General features: G+C 60.7%; 13 protein-coding genes and 1 pseudogene. 9 read left to right on the top strand and 5 right to left on the bottom strand.

Going from position 1 to position 21103, the window contains the following annotated elements:
- Positions 1 to 10: 10 nt before the first annotated feature.
- Positions 11 to 928 carry an urea ABC transporter permease subunit UrtB gene (urtB, locus tag AAIS01_RS22815; protein WP_177193292.1) on the bottom strand — a complete coding sequence of 306 codons (918 nt, stop codon included), beginning with the start codon at positions 926 to 928 and terminating at the stop codon, positions 11 to 13.
- A 102-nt stretch (positions 929 to 1030) separates the two neighbouring features.
- On the bottom strand, positions 1031 to 2275 hold the full coding sequence (urtA, locus tag AAIS01_RS22810; protein WP_343470826.1) for an urea ABC transporter substrate-binding protein: 1245 nt from the start codon (positions 2273 to 2275) through the stop codon (positions 1031 to 1033).
- 320 nt (positions 2276 to 2595) lie between these two features.
- Between urtA and AAIS01_RS22805 the strand changes: the two genes are divergently transcribed.
- Both AAIS01_RS22805 and AAIS01_RS22800 read left to right on the top strand, forming a co-directional pair.
- Complete coding sequence (locus AAIS01_RS22805; protein ID WP_343470825.1) at positions 2596 to 5973, top strand: ATP-binding protein; 3378 nt, start codon at positions 2596 to 2598, stop codon at positions 5971 to 5973.
- The gene (locus AAIS01_RS22800; protein WP_343470824.1) at positions 5948 to 6634 is read left to right on the top strand and encodes a response regulator; all 687 of its coding nucleotides are present in this window, start codon (positions 5948 to 5950) and stop codon (positions 6632 to 6634) included. Before AAIS01_RS22805 ends, AAIS01_RS22800 begins: the two co-directional genes overlap by 26 nt.
- Before the next feature lie 73 nt (positions 6635 to 6707).
- Here the strand turns inward: AAIS01_RS22800 and AAIS01_RS22795 are convergent, their stop codons facing one another.
- Both AAIS01_RS22795 and AAIS01_RS22790 read right to left on the bottom strand, forming a co-directional pair.
- A complete protein-coding gene (locus AAIS01_RS22795; RefSeq protein WP_343470823.1) occupies positions 6708 to 7646 on the bottom strand; it encodes an AraC family transcriptional regulator in 939 nt (312 codons plus the stop codon).
- Positions 7647 to 7668: 22 nt separating this feature from the next.
- A complete protein-coding gene (locus AAIS01_RS22790) occupies positions 7669 to 8502 on the bottom strand; it encodes an oxidoreductase (RefSeq protein WP_343470822.1) in 834 nt (277 codons plus the stop codon).
- A gap of 206 nt (positions 8503 to 8708) precedes the next feature.
- On the opposite strand from AAIS01_RS22790, the gene AAIS01_RS22785 reads away from it, so the two are divergent.
- From AAIS01_RS22785 to AAIS01_RS22775, 3 genes are all read left to right on the top strand, one after another.
- Positions 8709 to 9224: a sigma-70 family RNA polymerase sigma factor gene (locus tag AAIS01_RS22785; RefSeq protein ID WP_343470821.1), complete on the top strand. Its 516-nt coding sequence runs from the start codon at positions 8709 to 8711 to the stop codon at positions 9222 to 9224.
- Positions 9211 to 10194 (top strand): DUF4880 domain-containing protein, encoded by a 984-nt coding sequence (locus AAIS01_RS22780; protein WP_343470820.1) that lies wholly within the window; start codon positions 9211 to 9213, stop codon positions 10192 to 10194. The genes AAIS01_RS22785 and AAIS01_RS22780 overlap by 14 nt, the downstream gene beginning before the upstream one ends.
- 120 nt (positions 10195 to 10314) lie before the next feature.
- Positions 10315 to 12687: a TonB-dependent siderophore receptor gene (locus AAIS01_RS22775; protein WP_343470819.1), complete on the top strand. Its 2373-nt coding sequence runs from the start codon at positions 10315 to 10317 to the stop codon at positions 12685 to 12687.
- A 106-nt stretch (positions 12688 to 12793) separates the two neighbouring features.
- Here the strand turns inward: AAIS01_RS22775 and AAIS01_RS22770 are convergent, their stop codons facing one another.
- The gene (locus tag AAIS01_RS22770; protein ID WP_343470818.1) at positions 12794 to 13384 is read right to left on the bottom strand and encodes a hypothetical protein; all 591 of its coding nucleotides are present in this window, start codon (positions 13382 to 13384) and stop codon (positions 12794 to 12796) included.
- A 362-nt stretch (positions 13385 to 13746) separates the two neighbouring features.
- Here AAIS01_RS22770 and katG point away from each other — a divergent pair, with 362 nt between their 5' ends.
- The 4 genes and pseudogenes from katG (at position 13747) to AAIS01_RS22755 (ending at position 21094) form a co-directional block, all read left to right on the top strand.
- Positions 13747 to 16011, top strand: a complete 2265-nt coding sequence (katG, locus tag AAIS01_RS22765; protein ID WP_343470817.1) for a catalase/peroxidase HPI — start codon at positions 13747 to 13749, stop codon at positions 16009 to 16011.
- A gap of 366 nt (positions 16012 to 16377) precedes the next feature.
- Positions 16378 to 17391 (top strand): annotated as a pseudogene (locus AAIS01_RS25770) (methyl-accepting chemotaxis protein); the annotation flags it as partial.
- 42 nt (positions 17392 to 17433) lie between these two features.
- Complete coding sequence (locus tag AAIS01_RS25765) at positions 17434 to 18297, top strand: methyl-accepting chemotaxis protein (protein ID WP_431191942.1); 864 nt, start codon at positions 17434 to 17436, stop codon at positions 18295 to 18297.
- A gap of 253 nt (positions 18298 to 18550) precedes the next feature.
- Entirely contained in the window at positions 18551 to 21094 is a 2544-nt protein-coding gene (locus tag AAIS01_RS22755) for a Tc toxin subunit A (RefSeq protein WP_343470815.1), read from the top strand.
- The last annotated feature ends 9 nt before the right edge of the window (positions 21095 to 21103 follow it).

Here is a 21103-nt window from a genome sequence, read left to right as displayed (position 1 = left end):
CGGCTCGCCTCTACTTGCGCACTTTGATGGAGAACAGCCCCTGGGGGCGCAGCATCAGAATCAGGATGACCCCGGACAGGGTCAGCACCTTGGCCATCGAGCCGCTCAGGAAGAACTCCGAGATCGATTGCGTCTGGGCAATCACGAACGCGGACGCGATGGTGCCGAACAGGCTTTGCGCACCGCCGAAGACCACCACCAGGAAGGTGTCGACGATGTACTGCGAGCCGGCGGTGGGCCCGGTGGAACCGATGGTGGTGAACGCCGCGCCCGCCACGCCGGCCACACCGCAACCCAGGGCAAACGTCATGCGGTCGACCTTGCGGGTGTTGATGCCCACTGCCCGGCTCATCACCCGGTTCTGCACAGTGGCCCGCACATGCAGCCCCCAGCGTGAACGGTAAAGCAACACAAAAATGCCCGCCGTCAGCAGCAAGGTCAGGGCCATCATGAACAGGCCGTTGCGCGGAATCTCGATAGCGTCCGTCAGGTTGAACGAGCCCATCAGCCACTCCGGAGGTGTGGCACTGACTTCACGGGCACCGAACACAGAACGGAAGGTCTGCTGCATGACCAGGGACAAGCCCCAGGTTGCCAGCAGCGTGTCCAGTGGGCGTTTGTAGAGCCGGCTGATCATCGCCCACTCCACCAGCCAGCCGATGGCACCGGCGACCAGGAACGACAGGGCGATGGCGAAGAAAAAATAGTAAGGCCCAAACGCCGGGGCGAAATGGCTGGTCAGGCTCGAACAGACGTAGGTGGTATAGGCACCTATGGTCAGGAACTCGCCGTGGGCCATGTTGATGACCCCCATTTGCCCGAAGATGATCGCCAGTCCCAATGCCATCAACAGCAGCACGCAGAACACGGACAAGCCGTTGAACCCCTGCATTGCCGCGATGGCACCAAACTCCGATAGCCATTCCATGATGAGGGTCTCCTGCTGGGAGGATGGCAGTAAGAAAAAGCCGCACCGGCGCCAAGCCCGGCTCTTGCAGGAGCCCGGTTCGCCGCCGATGAAGCCCGAGCGTTATTGGTAACCTTTAGGGAACGGATTCGGCTCGATCAGCTCCGACTCGTAGACCACCTTGAACTGGCCATCGGGCTGTACCTCACCGATACGGGTCTTGCTCCACAGGTGATGGTTTTCGTGCACTTTCACGTAGCCTTCAGGTGCGGTTGTCAGTTCGATACCCGGTGAGGCCGCGACCACTTTGTCGACGTCAAAGCTGCCGGCTTTCTCCACCGCGGCTTTCCACAACCATGGCCCCAGATAGGCCGCCTGGGTCACGTCGCCGATCACCGCATCCTTGCCGTACCGGGCCTTGAAGGCTTCGACGAACGCCTTGTTGTTGGGGTTGTCCAGGCTCTGGAAGTACTTCATCGAGGCATAGAACCCGGCCATGTTCCCGCCGCCGATCCCGAGCAGTTCATCTTCGGTCACCGACAGGGTGAGCAAGGTCTGCTTGGCCGCGTTGACGCCCGCAGCATTCAGTTGCTTGTAGAACGCCACGTTGGAACCGCCGACCACGGCAGCGAACACCACGTCGGGTTTCTTCAGCTTGACCTTGTTGATCAGCGAGCCGAACTGGGTATTGCCCAGCGGGTAGTAGTCTTCCCCGACCACCTCACCGTGCAGCACGTTTTCAATGTGCTTGCGCGCGATCTTCATTGATGTACGCGGCCAGATGTAGTCCGAGCCCACCAGGTAAAAAGTCTTCGCGCCCTTGGTCTTGGCGATCCAGTCGAGGCTGGCGAGGATCTGCTGGGTGGCTTCCTGGCCGGTGTAGATCACGTTCTTGGACTGCTCCAGCCCTTCATAGAATGTGGGGTAGTAGAGCAGGCCGTTTTCCTTCTCGAAGATCGGCAGCACGGCCTTGCGCGAGGCCGAAGTCCAGCAGCCGAACACCGTCGCCACCTTGTCGTTGACCAGCAACTTCTTGGCCTTCTCGGCGAAAGTCGGCCAGTCGGAGGCGCCGTCTTCCTGGATCACCTTGATCTGCCGGCCGAGGATGCCGCCCGAGGCGTTGATCTGCTCAATGGCCAGGCGCTCGGCCTGGATCGAGCCGGTTTCGGAAATCGCCATGGTCCCGGTGGCCGAGTGCAATTGGCCGACCGTGACTTCGGTCGGGGTCACGGCCAGACCGGTGCTGTTGGCCTCATCCGCCAAGACACCCTGGCTGAACACACTGGCGGCCAGTAACGACAGGGCCGCTGCTCCCAGCGCCAGACGGCGCGGCAACAGACCTTGGGTGCGGATCAATCGTGGTTCCATGCTGCTACTCCTCTGCGGTGGCGCTGCGGGTTCGCCCTGGGGCGGCCAGCAACGGTGATGGCATCAGCATGGCGGCGGTGAGCGGCGGCCGGTATACGCAGCCTGACGTAACGGCATACGTCATTTGACGTAGGGAAAATCGCACAAAGCTGGTGCAGGCTAGCGCCCCGGGCCCATGCCACTTTGCTCCCTCACGCGCGGGCACGCGCACGGGAAACCGCCGACGTCACCCGGCGGCCCGAGGCATGGAAATTGCTCAATTTTTCACCCGTGCAGCACCCGCCAGGCATGGAGCGCCTTGACCGCAGGAGGCTTTTACCGTGCTACCACCCGGCACCCAGCGCATCGCCAAGATCCGTCGTGACTACAACCGATGGGTCGCCGACGAGACCATGGAGGACTACGCCCTGCGCTACACGCCGAAGTCCTTTCGCAAGTGGTCGGAACTGCGTATCGCCAACACCGCCCTGGGTGCCGTGTCGTTCCTGGCGCTGGAAGCCATCGGCGGGGTGCTGGCCTTGAGTTACGGCTTCACCAACACATTCTGGGCGATTCTCGCGGTGAGCCTGGTGATCTTCTTCACCGGCCTGCCGATCAGTTACTACGCCGCCCGTTACGGCGTCGACATGGACTTGCTGACCCGTGGCGCCGGTTTCGGCTATATCGGCTCGACCATCACCTCGCTGATCTACGCCAGCTTCACCTTCCTGTTCTTCGCCCTGGAAGCGGCGATCATGGCCCTGGCCCTCGAGCTGTATTTTCATATTCCACTGGCCATCGCCTATGTGATCTGCTCGCTGCTGGTGATTCCGCTGGTGGCCTACGGGGTGACCCTGATCAGCCGCCTGCAACTCTGGACTCAGCCGCTGTGGCTGGTTCTGCTGGTGCTGCCCTATCTGTTCGTGCTGGTGAAAAACCCTCAGGCCTTCAGCGACTGGACCAGCTTTTTGGGGCGCAGTGCCAGCGGCGGTGACTTTAATCTGCTGGAATTTTTCGCGGCCTGTACCGTGGCCCTTTCGCTGGTGACGCAGATCGGTGAACAGGTCGACTACCTGCGTTTTCTGCCAGAGAAAACCGCCGCCAACCGCAAGCGCTGGTGGGCCGCCCTGCTCTGCGCCGGCCCCGGATGGATCATTCCCGGCGCCTTGAAAATGGCCGCTGGAGCCTTCCTGGCCTTTCTCGCCCTGCAACACGAAATTCCCATGGAGCGTGCCGCCGAACCGACCCAGATGTACCTGGTGGCCTTCAGTTATGTCTTCTCCTCGCCGGAATGGGCCTTGGGCGCCATGGTGCTGTTTGTGTTCGTCTCACAGATGAAGATCAACCTGACCAACGCCTACGCCGGCTCACTCGCCTGGTCGAATTTCTTTGCCCGGGTGACCCACAGTCACCCGGGTCGCGTGGTATGGCTGGTGTTCAATGTGGCGATTGCGTTAATGCTGATGGAACTGGGCGTGTTCGACGTCATCGACCAGGTGCTCGGCCTCTACGCCAATATCGCCACCGCCTGGATCGGCTGTGTGGTCGCGGACCTGGTGATCAACAAACCTTTGGGATTGTCGCCCAAACACATCGAGTTCAAGCGCGCGCACCTTTACGACATCAACCCGGTGGGTGTCGGCGCGATGCTGGTTGCCTCACTGCTGTCGATTCTCGCCCACTTCGGTCTGTTCGGTGCCCTGGCTCAGGCCGCCCCACCCTTTGTCGCCCTGGGTGCCGCGTTGATCATGGTGCCGCTGCTGGCCTGGGCGACGGGCAGTCGTTATTACATCGCCCGTGCCAGCGACCCATTGTTGTTGCACCCGGTAGAGCCGGGTACGCAGATCACCTGCGGCCTGTGCAGCAACCCGTTTGAAAGCGCCGACATGGCGTTCTGTCCGGCCTACAGCACGCCCATCTGCTCGCTGTGCTGTTCGCTGGACGCGCGTTGCGGCGATCGTTGCAAACCCCAGGGGCGCTTGTCCGTGCAGTTCGAGTCGCTGTTGCGCTGGTTACTGCCCAACAGCATGGTGCCTCGCCTGCACACGCGGCTGATGCATTACCTGGGCCTGTTGCTGGTGCTGATCCTGATGCTCAGCGGGGCCCTCGCGCTGATCTACAGCCAGGCCTCTGGAGGCCTGCCCCATTCGGCGCCCCTGTACCAGGCGTTTTTCAAGGCTTTCCTGACCCTCTCAATGTTGGCGGCGATTCTCGCCTGGTGGATCGTCCTGACCCGCGAAAGCCGCCATGTGGCCCAGGAGGAATCGACCCGCCAGACCCAGTTGCTGATGCAGGAAATCGCCGCCCACCGCGTCACTGACCAGGCCCTGCAGGATGCCAAGGAGGCCTCCGAGGCAGCCAATGCGGCCAAGAGTCGCTACATCACCGGGCTGTCCCATGAGTTGCGCACGCCGCTCAACAGCATCCTGGGCTTTACCCAGAACCTGCAACGCGACGCGGCGATGCCGGAGCAGCACCAGGATGCCCTGGCGACCATTCTGCGCAGCGGCTCGCACCTGCTGTCGTTGATTGACGGCCTGCTCGACGTGGCCAAGATCGAGGCCGGCAAACTGCGCCTGGAACTGACGGAAATCCCCTTCCCGGAGCTGATCCACGACCTGGAGCTGATGTTCACCCCGCAGGCCGAGGAAAAAGGCCTGCGCTTTCGCCTGGAACTGATCGGCAAGATGCCGGCGGTGGTGCGGGGTGACGAGAAACGGGTGCGGCAGATCCTCATCAACCTGCTGGGCAACGCGGTCAATTTCACTGACAGCGGTGAGGTCTGCCTGCGGGTCAGCTACATGCGCGAAACGGCGACCTTCGAGGTCATCGACACAGGGATTGGCATAGACCCCGAGCATATCGAACGGATCTTCCAGCCGTTCGAACGTGGCGACCTGATGCGCCAGGACAAGGGCGTCGGCCTCGGGCTGACCATCACCCGCATGCTCACCTCGCTGATGGGCGGTGAATTGCAGGTCAAGAGCCAGCAGGACCAGGGCACCTGCTTCCAGGTGCGGCTGTTTCTCTCCCAGGTGCGCGCGCCCCAGGCGGTGGTCCATGTCGAACACGACATCATCGGCTACCAGGGGCCACGGCGGCGCGTGCTGGTGGTGGACGATCATGTCGACCATCGCAAAGTGCTCAGCGGCATGCTCACACCGCTGGGTTTTGAGGTCGTGCAAGCGAGCAACGGCCAGGAAGCCATTCGCCAGGTGGCGCTGCTGGGACCGGACCTGATCCTGATGGACCTGTCGATGCCGACCATGGATGGCTGGGAAACCAGCCGCCTGATCCGCCGCAACGGGTTGTCGAACGTTCCGATCATCGTGATCTCGGCCAATGCCTTCAACGACGAACGCAATCTGGCCAGTGCCTGCAACGACTATCTGGCCAAACCCGTGCGCACGCCGGAGTTGCTGGAGCGCATCCAGGCGCAACTCGACCTGCAGTGGGTGCGGCGTGAAAGGCCTGCGTCCGCGGCACTCCCCCCACCCTGGGTCTTACCCTCACACCCGGACCTTGTCACCCTCGGCGAGCTCAGCGCCATGGGCTATGTCCGTGGGTTACAGGAAAAGCTCGACAGCATCCAGGCCGAGACACCGCAGACGGCAGCGTTTATCGGGACACTCCGCAAGTTGCTGAAGAACTTTCGCCTGGACGAAATCAACCGCGCCCTCAAGGAGGCAGAAGATGAATGCACTGACCACAGTCGCTGAACCCGGTGTTGTGCTGATTGTGGATGACACCCCGGACAACCTCGCCATGCTCTCCGACGCGCTGAACGATGCCGGCTATATGGTGTTGGTGGCCCTCGACGGGTTAACGGCGTTGAACCGTATCGAGCGTCGACGCCCGGACCTGATCCTGCTGGACGCCATGATGCCGGGCCTGGATGGCTTCGAGACCTGTCGGCGGATCAAGGCGCAACCCCAGAGCGCTGATATCCCGGTGCTGTTCATGACCGCGCTGACGGAAAGCTGCCATGTGGTGCAGGGTTTTGAAGTGGGTGGTAGCGACTACGTGACCAAGCCGATTCAGATCGACGAAGTACTGGCGCGGGTTGCCGCGCACTTGCGCACTTCACGCATTCTGCATTCTGCCCGTGCGGCGTCGCAGCCAGTGGCGGCCTTGAGCCTGAATGACGAACCGGCCAGCCAGGTGTTGTCGGCACGCTTTCAACTGACGGGGCGTGAAGTTGAAGTGTTGCGCTGGGTGGCCTGTGGGAAAACCAATCGCGACATCGGCACCATCCTGGATTTGAGCCCGCGTACGGTGAACAAGCATCTGGAGCATGTGTACATCAAGCTGGGGGTGGAGACGCGTACAGCGGCAACGTCGGTGGTGCTTTCGGCGATGACCGAGCATCGGCGGACGTAGCGCATTTCCGTGAGACTGGTGGCGAAACCTACGGCTACCGAAGGCGGGTCTGGCGCGTCCAGTTGACGCCTCTCTAATGCGATGACACATAGATAGACGGCGTGGCAGGCGCGGGCAACGCATAAGTCGCCTTCATCCACTCGATCTCGGCCTGGGGCGTGCGGCCAAAGAAGCGTTTGAATTCACGGCTGAATTGCGAAGCGCTTTCGTAGCCCACGCTGAACGCCGCTGCCGAAGCGCTCATGGCATTGCGCAGCATCAGCAGGCGTGCCTGGTGCAGGCGCGTCGACTTCAAGTACTGCATGGGCGAGGAGTCGGTCACGCTGCGAAAGTGCAGGTGAAAGTTGGGCACGCTCATGCCGGCTTCATGGGCAAGTGACTCGACGTCCAGACGCTCCTGGTAGCTGCTGTGGATTTTGCGAATCACGCGAGCGATCTTACCAAAGTGCCCCTGGCGATTCAGCGCGGCATGCATTGAGCCGCCCTGCTCGCCAGTGAGGATGCGGTAGTAGATTTCTCGTACCAGTGACGGCCCGAGTATTTGCGCGTCGTCCGGACGACTCATGGCTTCAAGAAAACGCAGCGTCGAGGCACGCAGCCGGTCATCCATGGGCGAGGCATACATGCCCTTGGGCTGGGCATCACTTGGGCCCAGCACCTCATCGACTTGCAATATCAACTCGCTGGCCAGCTGAAAGTCGAGCCGCATGTAGATCGCCAGCATGGGCTCCGCTTCGCTGGCGTCGGTTTCCATGGTGAAGGGCACGGGGACGGACACCACCAGGTAATGTTGGGCGTCATACACGTAGACGTCTTCCCCCAGATAGCCGCGCTTGCGCCCCTGACACAGGATGACGATGCCCGGGTCATACAAGACCGGCGTGCGGGTCAGTGGCCGGTTCGAACGCAGAAAGCGGATGTCGTCCAGCGCGCTCAGGTTGTAGCCCTCGACTGGCGCGAGCTGCTCCATCAACTGCACCATGCGTAAGGTGTGTGGATCGGTCGGCGTCATCATTGCCCCCTTTGCTGGCCGCTCAACCGTCAGTCGAGCGGGTCAGCGCCTCCCATCGGTCAATCTCACTGGCCGTTCGAGTCAATTTGTCACGCACCAGGTTCAACGCGTCACTGCCCAACAACAAGTGCGCCGGTGGCGTCGGGCTGGCGATGACCTGCAACATTGCTTGGGCAGCCTTGCGCGGGTCGCCGAGCTGTTTACCGCTTTTCTCTTCCCGCGCTTTACGCACCGGGTCGAAACTGGCGTCATAGTCGGCAATGCTGCGCGGCGTGCGCTGCATCGAACGACCGGCCCAGTCCGTTCGAAACGAACCGGGCGCCACGGCCGTCACGAAGATGTTGAACGGCAGCAATTCCTGGCTCAGCGTATCGGAGATACCTTCCAGCGCAAACTTGCTCGCACAGTAGTAGGCAATGCCCGGCATCGTGATGGTGCCCCCCATCGACGTGATGTTGAGGATATGCCCAGCGCGGCGCTGGCGGAAATACGGCACGAAGGCCTTGGTTACCGCCACCGCGCCGAACACGTTGACGTCGAACTGACGACGCATCTCGTCCAACGGCGACTCTTCGAAGATGCCCTCATGGCCATAGCCGGCATTGTTGACCAGCACGTCGACCGGGCCGTGACTGGCTTGTGTGGCCGCGACAACGCTGTCGATCCGCTCGAAGTCAGTGACATCCAGGATGACGCCATGGGCATGATCCGGGGACAGTGCCTCGAAGGCCTGCAACGCCGCTTCACTGCGCACGGTGCCGATGACTCGATGGCCCGCCGCAAGCGCTTCCCGCGCCAGGGCGTTGCCCAGGCCGCTGCTGACGCCGGTGATGAATAGGGTTTTTCTGCGGCTCATGGCGAGCCTCCAATAAGGTGGGTACAAGGCCATGGTAGCGAGGCAGAACCGGGGCCCCTATGCCGGTTTGCCTTTCAGCATTGCCTATTCCTATCAGGACTCGGAGACCAGGCCCGTCTCGAACATCAGGTTCCGCACATTGCCCTGACGTCACCTGTCTGAATATAATGCGATTCATTATCAATTATGTATTTTCCGAGATGCTGATGCGCAGCAACGACACACTGGGCAATGCCGATCTCGCGCTGCTCTATCGCAGCCACCATTCCTGGTTGCACAGCTGGCTGAGCCGGCGCATCGGATGTCACGAAAGCGCAGCAGATCTGGCGCAGGACACGTTTGTACGTCTGCTCAAGTCCCGTCAATTAAGCCCGTTGCGCGAACCCCGGGCTTATCTGAGCAGCATCGCCCGTGGACTGATGATCGATCGCTATCGCCGGCGCGAGCTCGAACGTGCCTACTTCGAGAGCCTCTCGCTGCTTCCTCCCCAAGAGGCCCCCTCCGAAGAAGAACGGTTGCTGATTCTTGACAGCCTTGAGCGCATCGACCGCCTGCTCGACCTGCTTAAACCGAGAGTTCGCCAGGCTTTTCTACTCGCCCAGCTCGACGGCTTGACCTGCCTGCAAATCGCCGAAAAATTGTGCGTTTCCCGCTCTACGGTTGAACGCGACCTGGCCAAGGCCCTGCAACACTGCTATCGCTTGCGTTATGCCGAACAGTGAAGCGCAGGTGCTGGACCCAGCCGTGGTCGACCAGGCGATCCACTGGCTGGTGCGCCTGCGCTTCAATCCTGCCGATGAGCAAACCCAACGCAGTTTCGAGCACTGGCTGCAGTTGCGTCCGGAACATCGGTTAGCGTGGCAGCGTGTCGAAACGCTTGGCGATGACTTCGCGGGCATTGCGCCGGACTTGGTCCGACAAACCCTCAAAGGCGCCGGCACAGGCCTGCGTCGGCGCCAAAGCCTGAAGCTACTGGGTGCATTGACCACCTTGGGTGGCGCGGTCTGGCTGGGCCGCGACTACACACCGCTGCCGGCCATGCTTGCCCAGCAGCACAGCAGAACCGGCGAACAGAGACGCTTCCAACTCGATGACGGCAGCCTTATCCAGCTCAATAGCGACAGTGCGGTCGACAGCTATTTCAACTCACAGCGGCGCCTGATCGTTCTGCGGCGCGGCGAAATCATTGTGAACACCGGTGCGGACGCAGGCTCGGCTCAACCGCGTCCGTTCTGGGTACAAACCCGCGACGCAATCATAAGCACCCAGAACGCCCGGTTCCTGGCGTACGAGCGTGACGACGGGACCCTTCTGGCGGTGCAGCGCGGCGCAGTCAGCGTATTTCCCGGATCCAGCCAAACCCTTTCGGTTAACAACACTGTCCAGGCCGGCAATCAGCGGCTGTTCACCTCAAATGGCGTTCGTGAGTTCAAGGATAACGGCCTGGATGTATGGAGCTGGAGTGACGGGGTGATCAGCGCACGCCATATGCGCCTCGGTGATTTCATTGGGGCCTTGTCGCGCTATCGGCCCGGCCTGTTGCGATGCGCCGAAGAAGTCGCGGACTTACGCGTTTCCGGGACCTTTCAGCTCGCCGACACCGATCAGGTACTGGCATTGGTGGCGCAGTCACTGCACTTACGGATTGATTATCGAACCCAATATTGGGTGACGTTGAGCGCCGCCAGCTAAGCCCTTTTCCATCGCGCGCCAACATCAAATAAAAATGAGGTGATTTCTCATTCTCGTTCGGCATGTAAGAAAGGCTGAAATACAGGCCGATCTGCCGATCCCCTTTCTTGGAGCGAGTAAATGAGTTCGTCCCCGGTTCCACAGCGCCACCGACTGAATCGAGCCTTACACGGTGCGGTCTTTGGCGTCATTGTCAGCAGCTACGCGCTACCGTCTCTGGCGCAATCCTCGAGCGTTGATCAGGCCCATCAGGTTCACTCGTGGAACATTCCTGCCGGCCCATTGGCACCGGCGCTTGACCGCTTTGCGCGCGAGGCGGGCATCAGTCTTTCCTTCGATGCGTCAAGCGTAGCGAACCGCAATACACAGGGCGTGAGCGGGACACTTGATACGCCCCAAGCCCTGTCGTCGTTGTTGCAGGGGAGCGACATCGCGATACAGCAGCAAGGCCCGAACGCTTACTTGCTGACGCCGCAAACCAGCGCGGACGGCGAACTCGACGCCTTTCGCCTCGCGCCCATCCTCGTCAACGCCAAGGCCAGGGTCGACGGCACCGAAGACGCCAACTCGGTGGTCGCCCAGGAACTCTGGGTCGGCGGTAAGGTGGCCACCAGCATCCTCAACACCCCCGCCTCGGTTTCCGTGGTGACCGACAAGGAAATGAAGCAACGCAGCGTGAGCACCACCGAAGAGCTGCTGCAATACACGCCGGGGGTCCTTACCGACTATTACGGCACTGACGACCGCAACGATTACTTCCAGATCCGTGGCTTTCAGGCCACGACCTATCGGGACGGCCTGACCCTGGGTTCAATGCGCGGTGTGCGCGAGGAACCTTTCGCCTATGAGCGCGTTGAGGTGATACGCGGGGCCAACTCCACACTGTTCGGCCCGGCTGACCCGGGCGGCTCGGTGAACTTTGTCAGCAAGAAGCCACGCTTCGACACATTCGGCCAGGGCTACGTCACCTACGGTTCTTTCGACCATGTCGAGTCTGGCATCGACGTCGGGGACTCGCTGAACGAAGAGCAAACCCTGGCCGGTCGCTTCACGGCAAAGCTGCAAGACAGTGAGCGCGAGTACGACCACTCGCAGGACGACAACAAGTTCTTGATGGGCGGCCTGACCTGGGCCCCCACGGACTTCACCTCGGCCTCCGTGATCGTGGACTACCTGAAGACCCAAAGCTCGCCCAACAGCGGCGGTTACCCGCTGGACAAGGAATACGACCGCGACAAGTTCTACGGCGAGCCCAGCTACAATTTCCACGATGTCGAACGCACCAATATCAGCGGCACCTTCAGCCATGATTTCGACAATGGCTTCGTATTGCGCAGCAACCTGCGCTACAGCGAACTGACCGATGATTTCGGCTATGTGTTCCTCAGCGACTCCCCTACCCGCACCGATACCACGATCCCTCGCTACATCTTTGGCACTGACAGCGAAGCCGAGCAACTGAACGGCAACTTGATGCTGCAATACGATGCCCGCTTCGAAAACATCGACAGCAGTACGTTGGTGGGCGTGGAGTATGGCGATTCTTCGACCGAGGAAACCTCCGTATATGCCACGACAGGCTCCATCGACCTGGCCAACCCGGTGTTCACCGGTGTGCCAAGCGCCGTAGCGCCCTACAGCAACAACAAGCTCGATACCAAAACCAAGGCCGTGTTCCTGCAGCAGAACTTGTCCTTCTATGAGCGCTTTATCGTCACCGCCGGTGTGCGCAACGACTCGCTGGATCTGTCCAGTACCGACATCAACAACGTAAAAGAGTCGGATGATTTTTCGGAAACCTCTTATCGCGGCGCGCTGACCTATATCGTCAACGACGAAGTGTCCACCTACGTCAGCATGGTCGAGTCGGTCTCACCGCCAACGGTTGGCGTGGTCCCGAAGACGGGCACACAATACGAAGTGGGTGTGAAATATGCGCCCATCGGTATGGACGCGTTGTTCTCGGCGGCCGTCTACGACCTCACTCAGGAAAATGTCAGCATCGCCGTCGTACTGCCCAGTGGTGTCATCGAGCAGCAAACCGTTGGCGAGTCACGTGTGCGCGGTCTGGACCTGGAAGCCAAGGCTGAGTTGACCCCCAACCTGAGCCTGGTCGGTGGCTACTCCTACATGGAGTCCGAAGTATTGCGCGGCACTTTGTACGACGGAAGTTCACTCAAGGGGAATGAGTTTGCCACGGCGCCGAAACACTCCGCTTCGCTGTGGAGCTATTACAGCGTACCCGACACGGCTGTCAGCGTTGGCCTGGGTGCCCGGTATGTGGGTGCCTACTACTTCGACGCCGCCAACACCGGCACCAGCGATGGCACGACGCTCTTCGATGCGGCCTTCAACTACAACCTCTTCAAAGGCACTGACCTGGCGATTAACGTCAGCAACCTTCTGGATGAGCAACATGTGGTCGGTTCCGGTACCGCGAACTACTACAACCCGGGCCGCGAAATCACTGCAAAGCTGAGTTACAACTGGTAAGCCAGCCGTCCATGGCCTGATACCGGTCAACCCTCAAATGGCGTAAACCCCGTGGGAGCAAAACCTGCTCCCACGGGTGTGACGCTTGTCGCTTGTCGCTTCTCGATTACGAATCAAGGCTTCTCACGCCATTGCCAAGCAAGCTGGGCGACTCTCCGGTGATCTCGCACAGCAGGGTCGTGACCGCTTTGCCCTCGACCACGCCTTGCTCTTGCAGAAGCCCCGCCACAGCGCTGACAGCCTTCCAGTAACGATGCACAAGGCAACTGCAACGGGCGATGGCCCGTGATTCGGCGTCGAGCAACATGCGTGGGGGCAGCAGGCAGATCAATTCGTGCCCCCGGTCCAGATCACCACGGCCACTGGTGCTGATCATCCGGTCGGACCGGCCGTGTCGATAGACCGCTTCGGCCACAGGCCCGGCGAAGCAATGGAGCAGGTCGCGCTCAATCGAATCAACCATGGAGGGCAAATATTCAGCAATCCCCCGGGCGGCCAACGCCGGGTGCAGGACCAGATAATCGGCCTCCACCAACCCTTCGGCGTCGTGCGGATTACCAAGCAGATCGATCATCGGTCCCGCGCACGCTTCATCCCTGGTGCGCACGGTGATGCGTTTTATCGGCAGACCATTCCACCAAAAAGCCAGGGCGTGGCCGGCTTCGTGGATGGCCGTGCTGCGAGGGCGTTCGTTCATGGTCCGGTCCTCTCCCGTAACCAGGCACTGGCCCTATCATCTGCCTCGACCGGCAAGCCGGGTAAAAGAATCTGCCTATCACCCGTTAATACTGCAGCTATTAGCGATCTGCCACAGAAGAACTAGCCTTGATTCAGCGCTGGCGTAAGCTGGCCAGATCAGACCTGACAAGAGATACGAAAGCGTTCGAAACGTACTGGGCTTGCCGTGGGCCACGATGCGGGTAATCGACGTCGATTGCCGGAAGGCCGAACGATCAATGAACCAACTGTGAGCCCTGCATCTACGTAGTGATTTTCACCTGTCGCTATAGCGCCCGGCCGGGCTCTATAGCTGGATGAACACGACCAAGGTAGCTCCTCATGGCAAACGAATCGAAATGCCCGTTCAATCATGCAGCCGGTGGTGGCACCACCAACCGTGATTGGTGGCCCAACCAGTTGAATCTGAAAATCCTGCACCAGCACTCACCGCTGTCCGACCCCATGGGCGAGGATTTCAATTACGCCCAAGCGTTCAAAAGCCTGGATTTCCAGGCCCTGAAAAATGACCTGAATGCACTGATGACCGACTCCCAGGACTGGTGGCCGGCGGACTTCGGGCACTACGGGCCGCTCTTTGTGCGCATGGCCTGGCACAGCGCCGGCACCTACCGTACTGGCGACGGACGCGGTGGCGCGGGCTCCGGCCAGCAACGTTTTGCACCGCTCAACAGCTGGCCGGACAACGTCAGCCTCGACAAGGCGCGCCGGCTGTTATGGCCGATCAAACAGAAGTACGGTCGCAACATCTCCTGGGCCGACCTGATCGTCCTCACCGGCAACGTCGCGCTGGAGTCCATGGGCTTCAAGACCTTCGGCTTTTCCGGCGGCCGTGCCGACGTCTGGGAGCCGGATGAAGACGTCTATTGGGGTTCCGAAAACAAATGGCTCGGCGGGGACACCCGCTACGGCAAACCGGATAAGGCCGCGATGCAAGATCCCGGCGAAGGCCAACTGGTGGCTGAACCCGGCAATGAAGAAAGCCGTACCGACCTGGGGCGCAATCTGGAGAACCCGCTGGCCGCCGTGCAGATGGGCCTGATCTACGTCAACCCGGAAGGTCCCGAGGGTCAACCGGATCCGGTCGCCGCCGGGCTGGATATCCGCGAAACCTTTGGCCGCATGGCAATGAACGATGAAGAAACCGTGGCCCTGATCGCTGGCGGCCATGCTTTCGGCAAGACCCACGGTGCCGGGCCCGCGGACAATGTCGGTGCCGAACCTGAAGCCGCCGGTCTGGAACAACAGGGCCTGGGCTGGAAGAACGCATTCGGCACCGGCAAAGGCCCCGATACCATCACCAGTGGCCTGGAAGTGACCTGGACCACCACGCCCACCCGCTGGAGCAACAATTATCTGGAGAACCTGTTCGGTTTCGAGTGGGAGCTGACCAAGAGCCCGGCCGGGGCGCACCAGTGGACACCGAAAAACGGCGCTGGCGCCGGCATCATCCCGGACGCCCATGATCCGTCCAAGCGCCGCAACCCAACGATGCTGACCACCGACCTGGCGCTGCGCTTCGACCCGATCTACGAAAAAATCTCCCGGCGCTTCCTGGAGAACCCGGACCAATTGGCCGACGCCTTCGCCCGCGCCTGGTTCAAGTTGATCCACCGCGACATGGGCCCACTCTCGCGCTACCTCGGCCCGGAACTGCCCAACGAAGAGTTGCTCTGGCAAGACCCCATCCCGGCGCTCGACCATGCACTGGTCAACGACAGTGACGTTGCGTCCCTCAAGGACAAACTGCTGGCCTCGGGGCTGTCGGTGTCACAGCTTGTGTCTACGGCGTGGGCGGCTGCGTCCAGCTTCCGCGGTTCCGACAAACGTGGCGGTGCCAACGGTGGCCGGCTGCGCCTGGCCCCGCAAAAAGACTGGCCGGCCAACCAGCCGGAACAATTGGCGCAAGTGCTGGCGACTCTGGAAAAGGTCCGCAGCGAGTTCAACGGAGCCCAGTCCGGCGGCAAGAAAATCTCCCTGGCCGACCTGATCGTGCTGGCTGGCAACGCCGGCATTGAACAGGCGGCGAAAAATGCCGGGCTCAGCGTGACGGTGCCGTTCTCGCCAGGCCGTATGGACGCCAGCCAGGCGCAGACCGACGTCGAGTCGTTCGGCTTTCTTGAACCCATCGCCGATGGCTTTCGCAACTACCTCAAGGGCAGGTATCGCGTACCCGCCGAGGCATTGCTGATCGACAAGGCGCAACTGCTGACCCTCAGCGCCCCGGAAATGACCGCATTGATCGGCGGCCTGCGCGTGCTCGATACCAACGTCGGCCACACTCAACACGGGGTTTTCACCCAACGGCCTGGGGCGTTGACCAACGACTTTTTCGTCAACCTGCTCGACATGGGCGTGGAATGGAAACCGCTCTCAGACGACCAGCAGACGTTCGAAGCCCGTGACCGCAAGACCGGTCAAGTCAAATGGACCGGCACGCGGGTCGATCTGGTGTTCGGCTCCAACGCTCAACTGCGGGCCCTGGCCGAAGTCTATGCCAGCTCCGACGCCCAGGAGCAGTTCGTCAATGACTTCATCGCAGCATGGGTCAAGGTGATGAACCTGGATCGGTTTGATCTGAGGTGAGGTTATCAGGCGCTGAGAGAAGCCCTCAATCTGATCCAGGTTGAGGGCTTCGTTCTCTGCTCATGCAACTCGTCCCGCATGAACTTTTCTTCACCCCATGCTTTCGCGTGATTCGGTAAAGTCTCCTCGCTCATTCAAGAAACTAAGGTTTTAGCCCGCCCTCCCGCGGGCTTTTTTTTGCCTGAAATTCAGGAAAACCCTGAGGCGCACAGCAAAATCTTCAGCAATGCCTGACACCCGAAAATAATCCTTTCAGATCCAGCGTCGCCAGCCGATACAGCCCTGTTACACGTTTTAGCTGGCTCAAAAACAACAATCTTCCAGCGTACCGACAATCAAGCAGCACAACGTTCCTGGAGGAATTTGATGAATAGCTGGTTTGGCAATATTAGCGTCAACATGAAACTGGGCCTGGGCTTTGGCCTGGTGCTGGTACTGACCTGCATCCTGGCGCTGACCAGTTGGACCAGCCTGGGAGGGCTGATCGACCGCAGCAACTGGATGAGCGACATCACCAAGCTCAATGCCGGCCTGACCAAGCTTCGGGTCGTGCGCCTGCAATACATGCTGACCAACGGCGATGAAGCCGCCGCACAGAATGTGCAAACCACCCTCGATGGTTTCGTCGCGCAACAGAATGCGTTGCTCAGCAGCTTCAAGAGCCCGGAAAACGTCAAGCTGCTCAAGGAGCAGAGCGCGACCATCAGCGCCTATCAGGTATCCCTGAACAAAATGCGCAACGCCTACCGCACCGGGAACACCGCCCGCGATGTGATGACAGCCAACGCCGGGGCCGCTTACAAACTGATCGAAACAATCAATACTGACGTTCAGCAAACGCCCGTGAGCGACCAGCGCTTCGAACAATACCAAGCCATCACCGAAGCCAAGCAAGCGTTCATGCTGGCCCGCTACGAAGTGCGTGGCTACACCGCCAACAGCAACGCCGAAAACGAACGCAAGGCTGTCGCCCAACTGGACACCGCCATCGCTTCGCTCCAACCGCTGAATGCGTATTTCGCCAGCACCCGGCAAGGTGAGCTGCATCAGTTGGAAGCTGCCCTGACTCAATACCGCAGCGCAGTACAGGCTTTCTCCCTGGCCATTGCCGAGGCGGCGCAGGCCCGCAAGGAAATGACCGACCAGGGCACGACCATCGTCTCCCTGAGCGAACAGCTGTATCAGATCCAGCTCGACCGCCGCGACGCCGAAAGCGCCCAGGCCCGCACCCTGCAACTGGTCAGCACTTTGTTGGCGTTGCTGGTAGGCATCATTGCGGCCGTGGTCATCACTCGCCAGATCACCCGACCGCTGCGCGAAACCCTGGCCGTGGTCGAACGCATTGCCGGTGGCGACCTGTCGCACACCCCGATCGTCACCCGTCGTGATGAGCTGGGCGTGCTGCAACAGGGCATTGCGCGCATGGGCGTGACCCTGCGCGACCTCATCAGCGGCATCCGTGATGGCGTGACCCAGATCGCCAGCGCCGCCGAACAATTGTCCGCCGTGACCGAGCAGACCAGCGCCGGAGTCAACAGCCAGAAAGTCGAGACCGATCAGGTGGCGACTGCCATGCACGAGATGACCGCCACGGTGCAGGAAGTTGCCCGTAACGCCGAAGAAGCGTCCCAAGCGGCCGCCGCCGCAGACGGTGAAGCCCGTGCCGGCGACCAGGTGGTCAACGAGGCCATCGCCCAGATCGAACGCCTGGCCAGTGAAGTGGAGCGCTCCACCGACGCCATGACCGTGCTGCAACAGGAAAGCGACAAGATCGGCAGCGTCATGGACGTGATCAAGGCCGTGGCCGAACAAACCAACCTGCTGGCCCTGAACGCGGCGATCGAAGCGGCGCGCGCCGGTGAAGCCGGTCGTGGTTTCGCGGTGGTTGCCGACGAAGTCCGTGGCCTGGCCCAGCGCACGCAAAAGTCCACCGAGGAGATCGAAGACCTGGTGGCCGGCCTGCAGAACGGCACCCAGCAAGTGGCCGCCGTGATGAACAACAGCCGCAGCCTCACCGACAGCAGCGTGGCCCTGACCCGCAAGGCCGGTGTGTCACTGGAAAACATCACCCGCACGGTGTCGAACATCCAGTCGATGAACCAGCAGATCGCCGCCGCCGCTGAAGAGCAAAGCGCCGTGGCCGAGGAAATCAGCCGCAGCATCATCAACGTGCGCGACGTGTCCGAACAGACCGCCGCCGCCAGCGAAGAAACCGCCGCGTCCAGCGTGGAACTGGCGCGGCTGGGTAATCAGTTGCAGATGATGGTCAGCCACTTCCGCGTCTAACGCCCGACCGGACTTTACATGCCCCACTGTGGGAGCGAGCTTGCTCGCGAAGGCGGCGGTTCAGTCAACTTAAATGTTGGCTGAGCCACCGCCTTCGCAAGCGAATCCGCCCCACAGGACTCGCATCAGCGCCACCCACGAATCGCTCTTTCATACAAAACTCCCTCCCCCTGTCCTACCGCCTTTCTTTGCCTGCTCCTGTACGGTTTTCGCTTGAACAAGCACATTCCGTTCGCACAGGAGATGGCAACACATGGACGTAAGCAACGACTCGCTGTTGCACAGGCTCGTTGGCTCCCCAGACGGTAAGGACGCCATAGCAGCCGATCTGAAAACCGCCCTGACACAAATCGGGGTGACGTCGGTATTCGACATCGCACGCATGAGCAAGGCGCAATTCACCCAGGCACTCGCCGGGCTTAGCGACGTGGACGGCGAGCGGGCCCACGACAATGCTACGAGCCATGCCCGGCAAATCAGCCGCCTGTATCAAGAGCATCGACTATCGTCCGGCGTCAACACGCCACGTAGCAAACGCAGCTTGGCGATAGGCTCAGCGTCAGAGCCCACCGGCTATCAGGCGCTGTTCGAAGAGAATTGGGATCAGTTCTGCAACGAGGGTGATATCGCGGCAATCGACTCGCCCGTGGCGTATCTGCGGGCGTTGTATCTGTTTGCCGAGGAGCTGGAAAACCTGTCACCGCACGCCGATAGAATCACTCTGGCGCAACGGCGCCCGGACCTCAAGGCACTGATGCTCGATCGACAGAGTGCCTTCGTTACGCGACCGATGCTCGACATCATCAACGACACCCTGCGCAGCAATATCGAGGCGCACCTGGAAAACAGCGACAAGAACAGGACCGTTCACCAGGTACTGGCCAGTGCGCACTATCCCTTCTCGCTGCCCTACGATCTGCACCATCACCAGTGTGTGCTCGGGCTGGGCACGAGCAAGCCGACGCTGGGCGAGCTGAATTACCGGGTGAGCCTGAAGCTGCCGTTTTCACAGGACCGAAATTTTTACGGGGACGTATTCGTCAATTCTGCGCAAGCGCAAAAACTCCTGTCCGGGTTGAGTCCCGCGCAACAGGCGCTGCTCATTGCTCCGACCGCCTCGCAGGGCAACCTCGGAACACTGAAAGCAGACTATGGCACTGAGAACCTCCTACGCTTGAGTGAGCTTGAGTTCTTCAAGGAGCGCACCGGGCTCACGACGGAACAGGTCGAGGAGCTACTGGCGCAAGGCAAATACAGCCCACGAACGTCAGTGAACAGTCCCCTTTCCCCCCGGAAACATTACGGCGCCAGCTACATCAACGGCGGCGGAGCAACCCCTGCCCTGGCAATCGAGATCCAAGGGGAGCAGAGGGTCTTCGTCAACAACTCCCCTGAACGTTTCGACCGTTTGCAGCGCATGATCCGCCTGCATCGCTGGACCGGTATTCCCGTTGCCGAACTGGACACGTTGATCTTCAATGTCCAACGCTCGGAAAGAGTTGAAACGCTTAGCGCCAACACCTTGCGCGCGCTGGGCGTCTATCGATACCTGAACCGACGCCATGGCATCGCCCCTGAAGAATTCGCTTCGTTCCTGCACGACATGCCCACTCATGCTTGCGGGGAACGGGTGTCGCTGTTCGATCATGTGTTCAATCGCACCCAACTGCTCAAAAGTCCTGTGTGGGGCGCCCCCAGGCGGAGCCTGACCGCCACGGACATCCAGACCTTCAGTTACCTCGGCGCTGGCCTTGGGCTTCCCGTAACCCAAGATTCGCTGTCGCTGCTGACGGAACAGGCCAACCGGTACTTTTCACTGGAATACGATTTGCCCACGGTTTCGGCCCTGTATCGCCAGGCCCGTATCGCCCGGATGTTCGGGCTCTCCCCTCTTGAATGCACCGAGTTGGCCCGGTTACTCGGCGGGGAGGATTTCTGCAAGGCGTTGGTGAAAGGGGAACTGAAAACCGTCGGTTCCGCAGAGTTGGACATTCTCGATGTCCTGATGGCAATGGATTGGGCCGTTGACTGGCTCAGGCAAAACAATCGGGACGTGTTGCAATGGTGTCGCCTGTTCAACGTCAGCAGCGATGACTGGCCGCTAGATCAAACCCTGGAGAAACGCTTGGCGAAATTCCAGGCAGACACCAACGCCTCCCAAGATCATCAGCATCAGGTGGAGCTCCTGCTGCAGGACATTGCGGACCTGCCCGCCGATTACGTCCCTGGCGTATTGCAAATGGCCTGCACCGACGCAAGGGCGCTCGTTGCGGCCATCAAGCAAGCCTCGGGAACGATGCCCCCGTTGCTGGCGACGGTATTGCGCACCGCCGAGGTTTGCCAGCGCTTGCACCTGAGCAGCAGCACGTTGGCGATCCTGATGGAAAACCCGACATGGCTGGCCGCGCGCCCATCCGAAAACCTGACGCCCCAGTTCCTGTATCTGCTCGAACGCTTCAGTCATTGCGCCCGCCATCAGGCCCAATCGGAAGAGAACCTGTTGCACTACCTGCAAGTGGCCAACCAGGACGCGCAGCATTCGGAAAAAGAAACCAATGGCCTGCTGGCCAAGCTGTTGAATTGGAGCGTAGAGGAGGTGAGTTCCCTGACGGCGTCACTGGACACAAGGCGCGCAAGCTCAATGGAAGCAGTGGATTGGATCATGCGCTGTCAAGCGTGCTGCCTGCAAACGGGACTGTCTGCAAACCTGCTGATCAAGGCGATCAAACTGAAAACCACCAGCCCTGCATCGGATTGGAAAATAGTCGGTGAAGCGCTGATTGCCGCCTGCCATTGACGGCTGCAC

Origin of the sequence: Pseudomonas halotolerans, from assembly GCF_039581215.1 — a bacterium.
In the GTDB taxonomy this organism is placed as follows: Bacteria; Pseudomonadota; Gammaproteobacteria; order Pseudomonadales; family Pseudomonadaceae; genus Aquipseudomonas; species Aquipseudomonas tehranensis.
This window is presented reverse-complemented; position numbering and strand designations above follow the sequence as displayed.

What these genes read in the sequence shown, in the direction of transcription:
- urtB (WP_177193292.1), bottom strand. Translation starts at nt 928, where the DNA reads ATGGAATGGCTATCGGAGTTTGGTGCCATCGCGGCAATGCAGGGGTTC.
- urtA (WP_343470826.1), bottom strand. Translation starts at nt 2,275, where the DNA reads ATGGAACCACGATTGATCCGCACCCAAGGTCTGTTGCCGCGCCGTCTG.
- AAIS01_RS22800 (WP_343470824.1), top strand. Translation starts at nt 5,948, where the DNA reads ATGAATGCACTGACCACAGTCGCTGAACCCGGTGTTGTGCTGATTGTG.
- AAIS01_RS22795 (WP_343470823.1), bottom strand. Translation starts at nt 7,646, where the DNA reads ATGACGCCGACCGATCCACACACCTTACGCATGGTGCAGTTGATGGAG.
- AAIS01_RS22790 (WP_343470822.1), bottom strand. Translation starts at nt 8,502, where the DNA reads ATGAGCCGCAGAAAAACCCTATTCATCACCGGCGTCAGCAGCGGCCTG.
- AAIS01_RS22785 (WP_343470821.1), top strand. Translation starts at nt 8,709, where the DNA reads ATGCGCAGCAACGACACACTGGGCAATGCCGATCTCGCGCTGCTCTAT.
- AAIS01_RS22780 (WP_343470820.1), top strand. Translation starts at nt 9,211, where the DNA reads ATGCCGAACAGTGAAGCGCAGGTGCTGGACCCAGCCGTGGTCGACCAG.
- AAIS01_RS22775 (WP_343470819.1), top strand. Translation starts at nt 10,315, where the DNA reads ATGAGTTCGTCCCCGGTTCCACAGCGCCACCGACTGAATCGAGCCTTA.
- AAIS01_RS22770 (WP_343470818.1), bottom strand. Translation starts at nt 13,384, where the DNA reads ATGAACGAACGCCCTCGCAGCACGGCCATCCACGAAGCCGGCCACGCC.
- katG (WP_343470817.1), top strand. Translation starts at nt 13,747, where the DNA reads ATGGCAAACGAATCGAAATGCCCGTTCAATCATGCAGCCGGTGGTGGC.
- AAIS01_RS25765 (WP_431191942.1), top strand. Translation starts at nt 17,434, where the DNA reads ATGGGCGTGACCCTGCGCGACCTCATCAGCGGCATCCGTGATGGCGTG.
- AAIS01_RS22755 (WP_343470815.1), top strand. Translation starts at nt 18,551, where the DNA reads ATGGACGTAAGCAACGACTCGCTGTTGCACAGGCTCGTTGGCTCCCCA.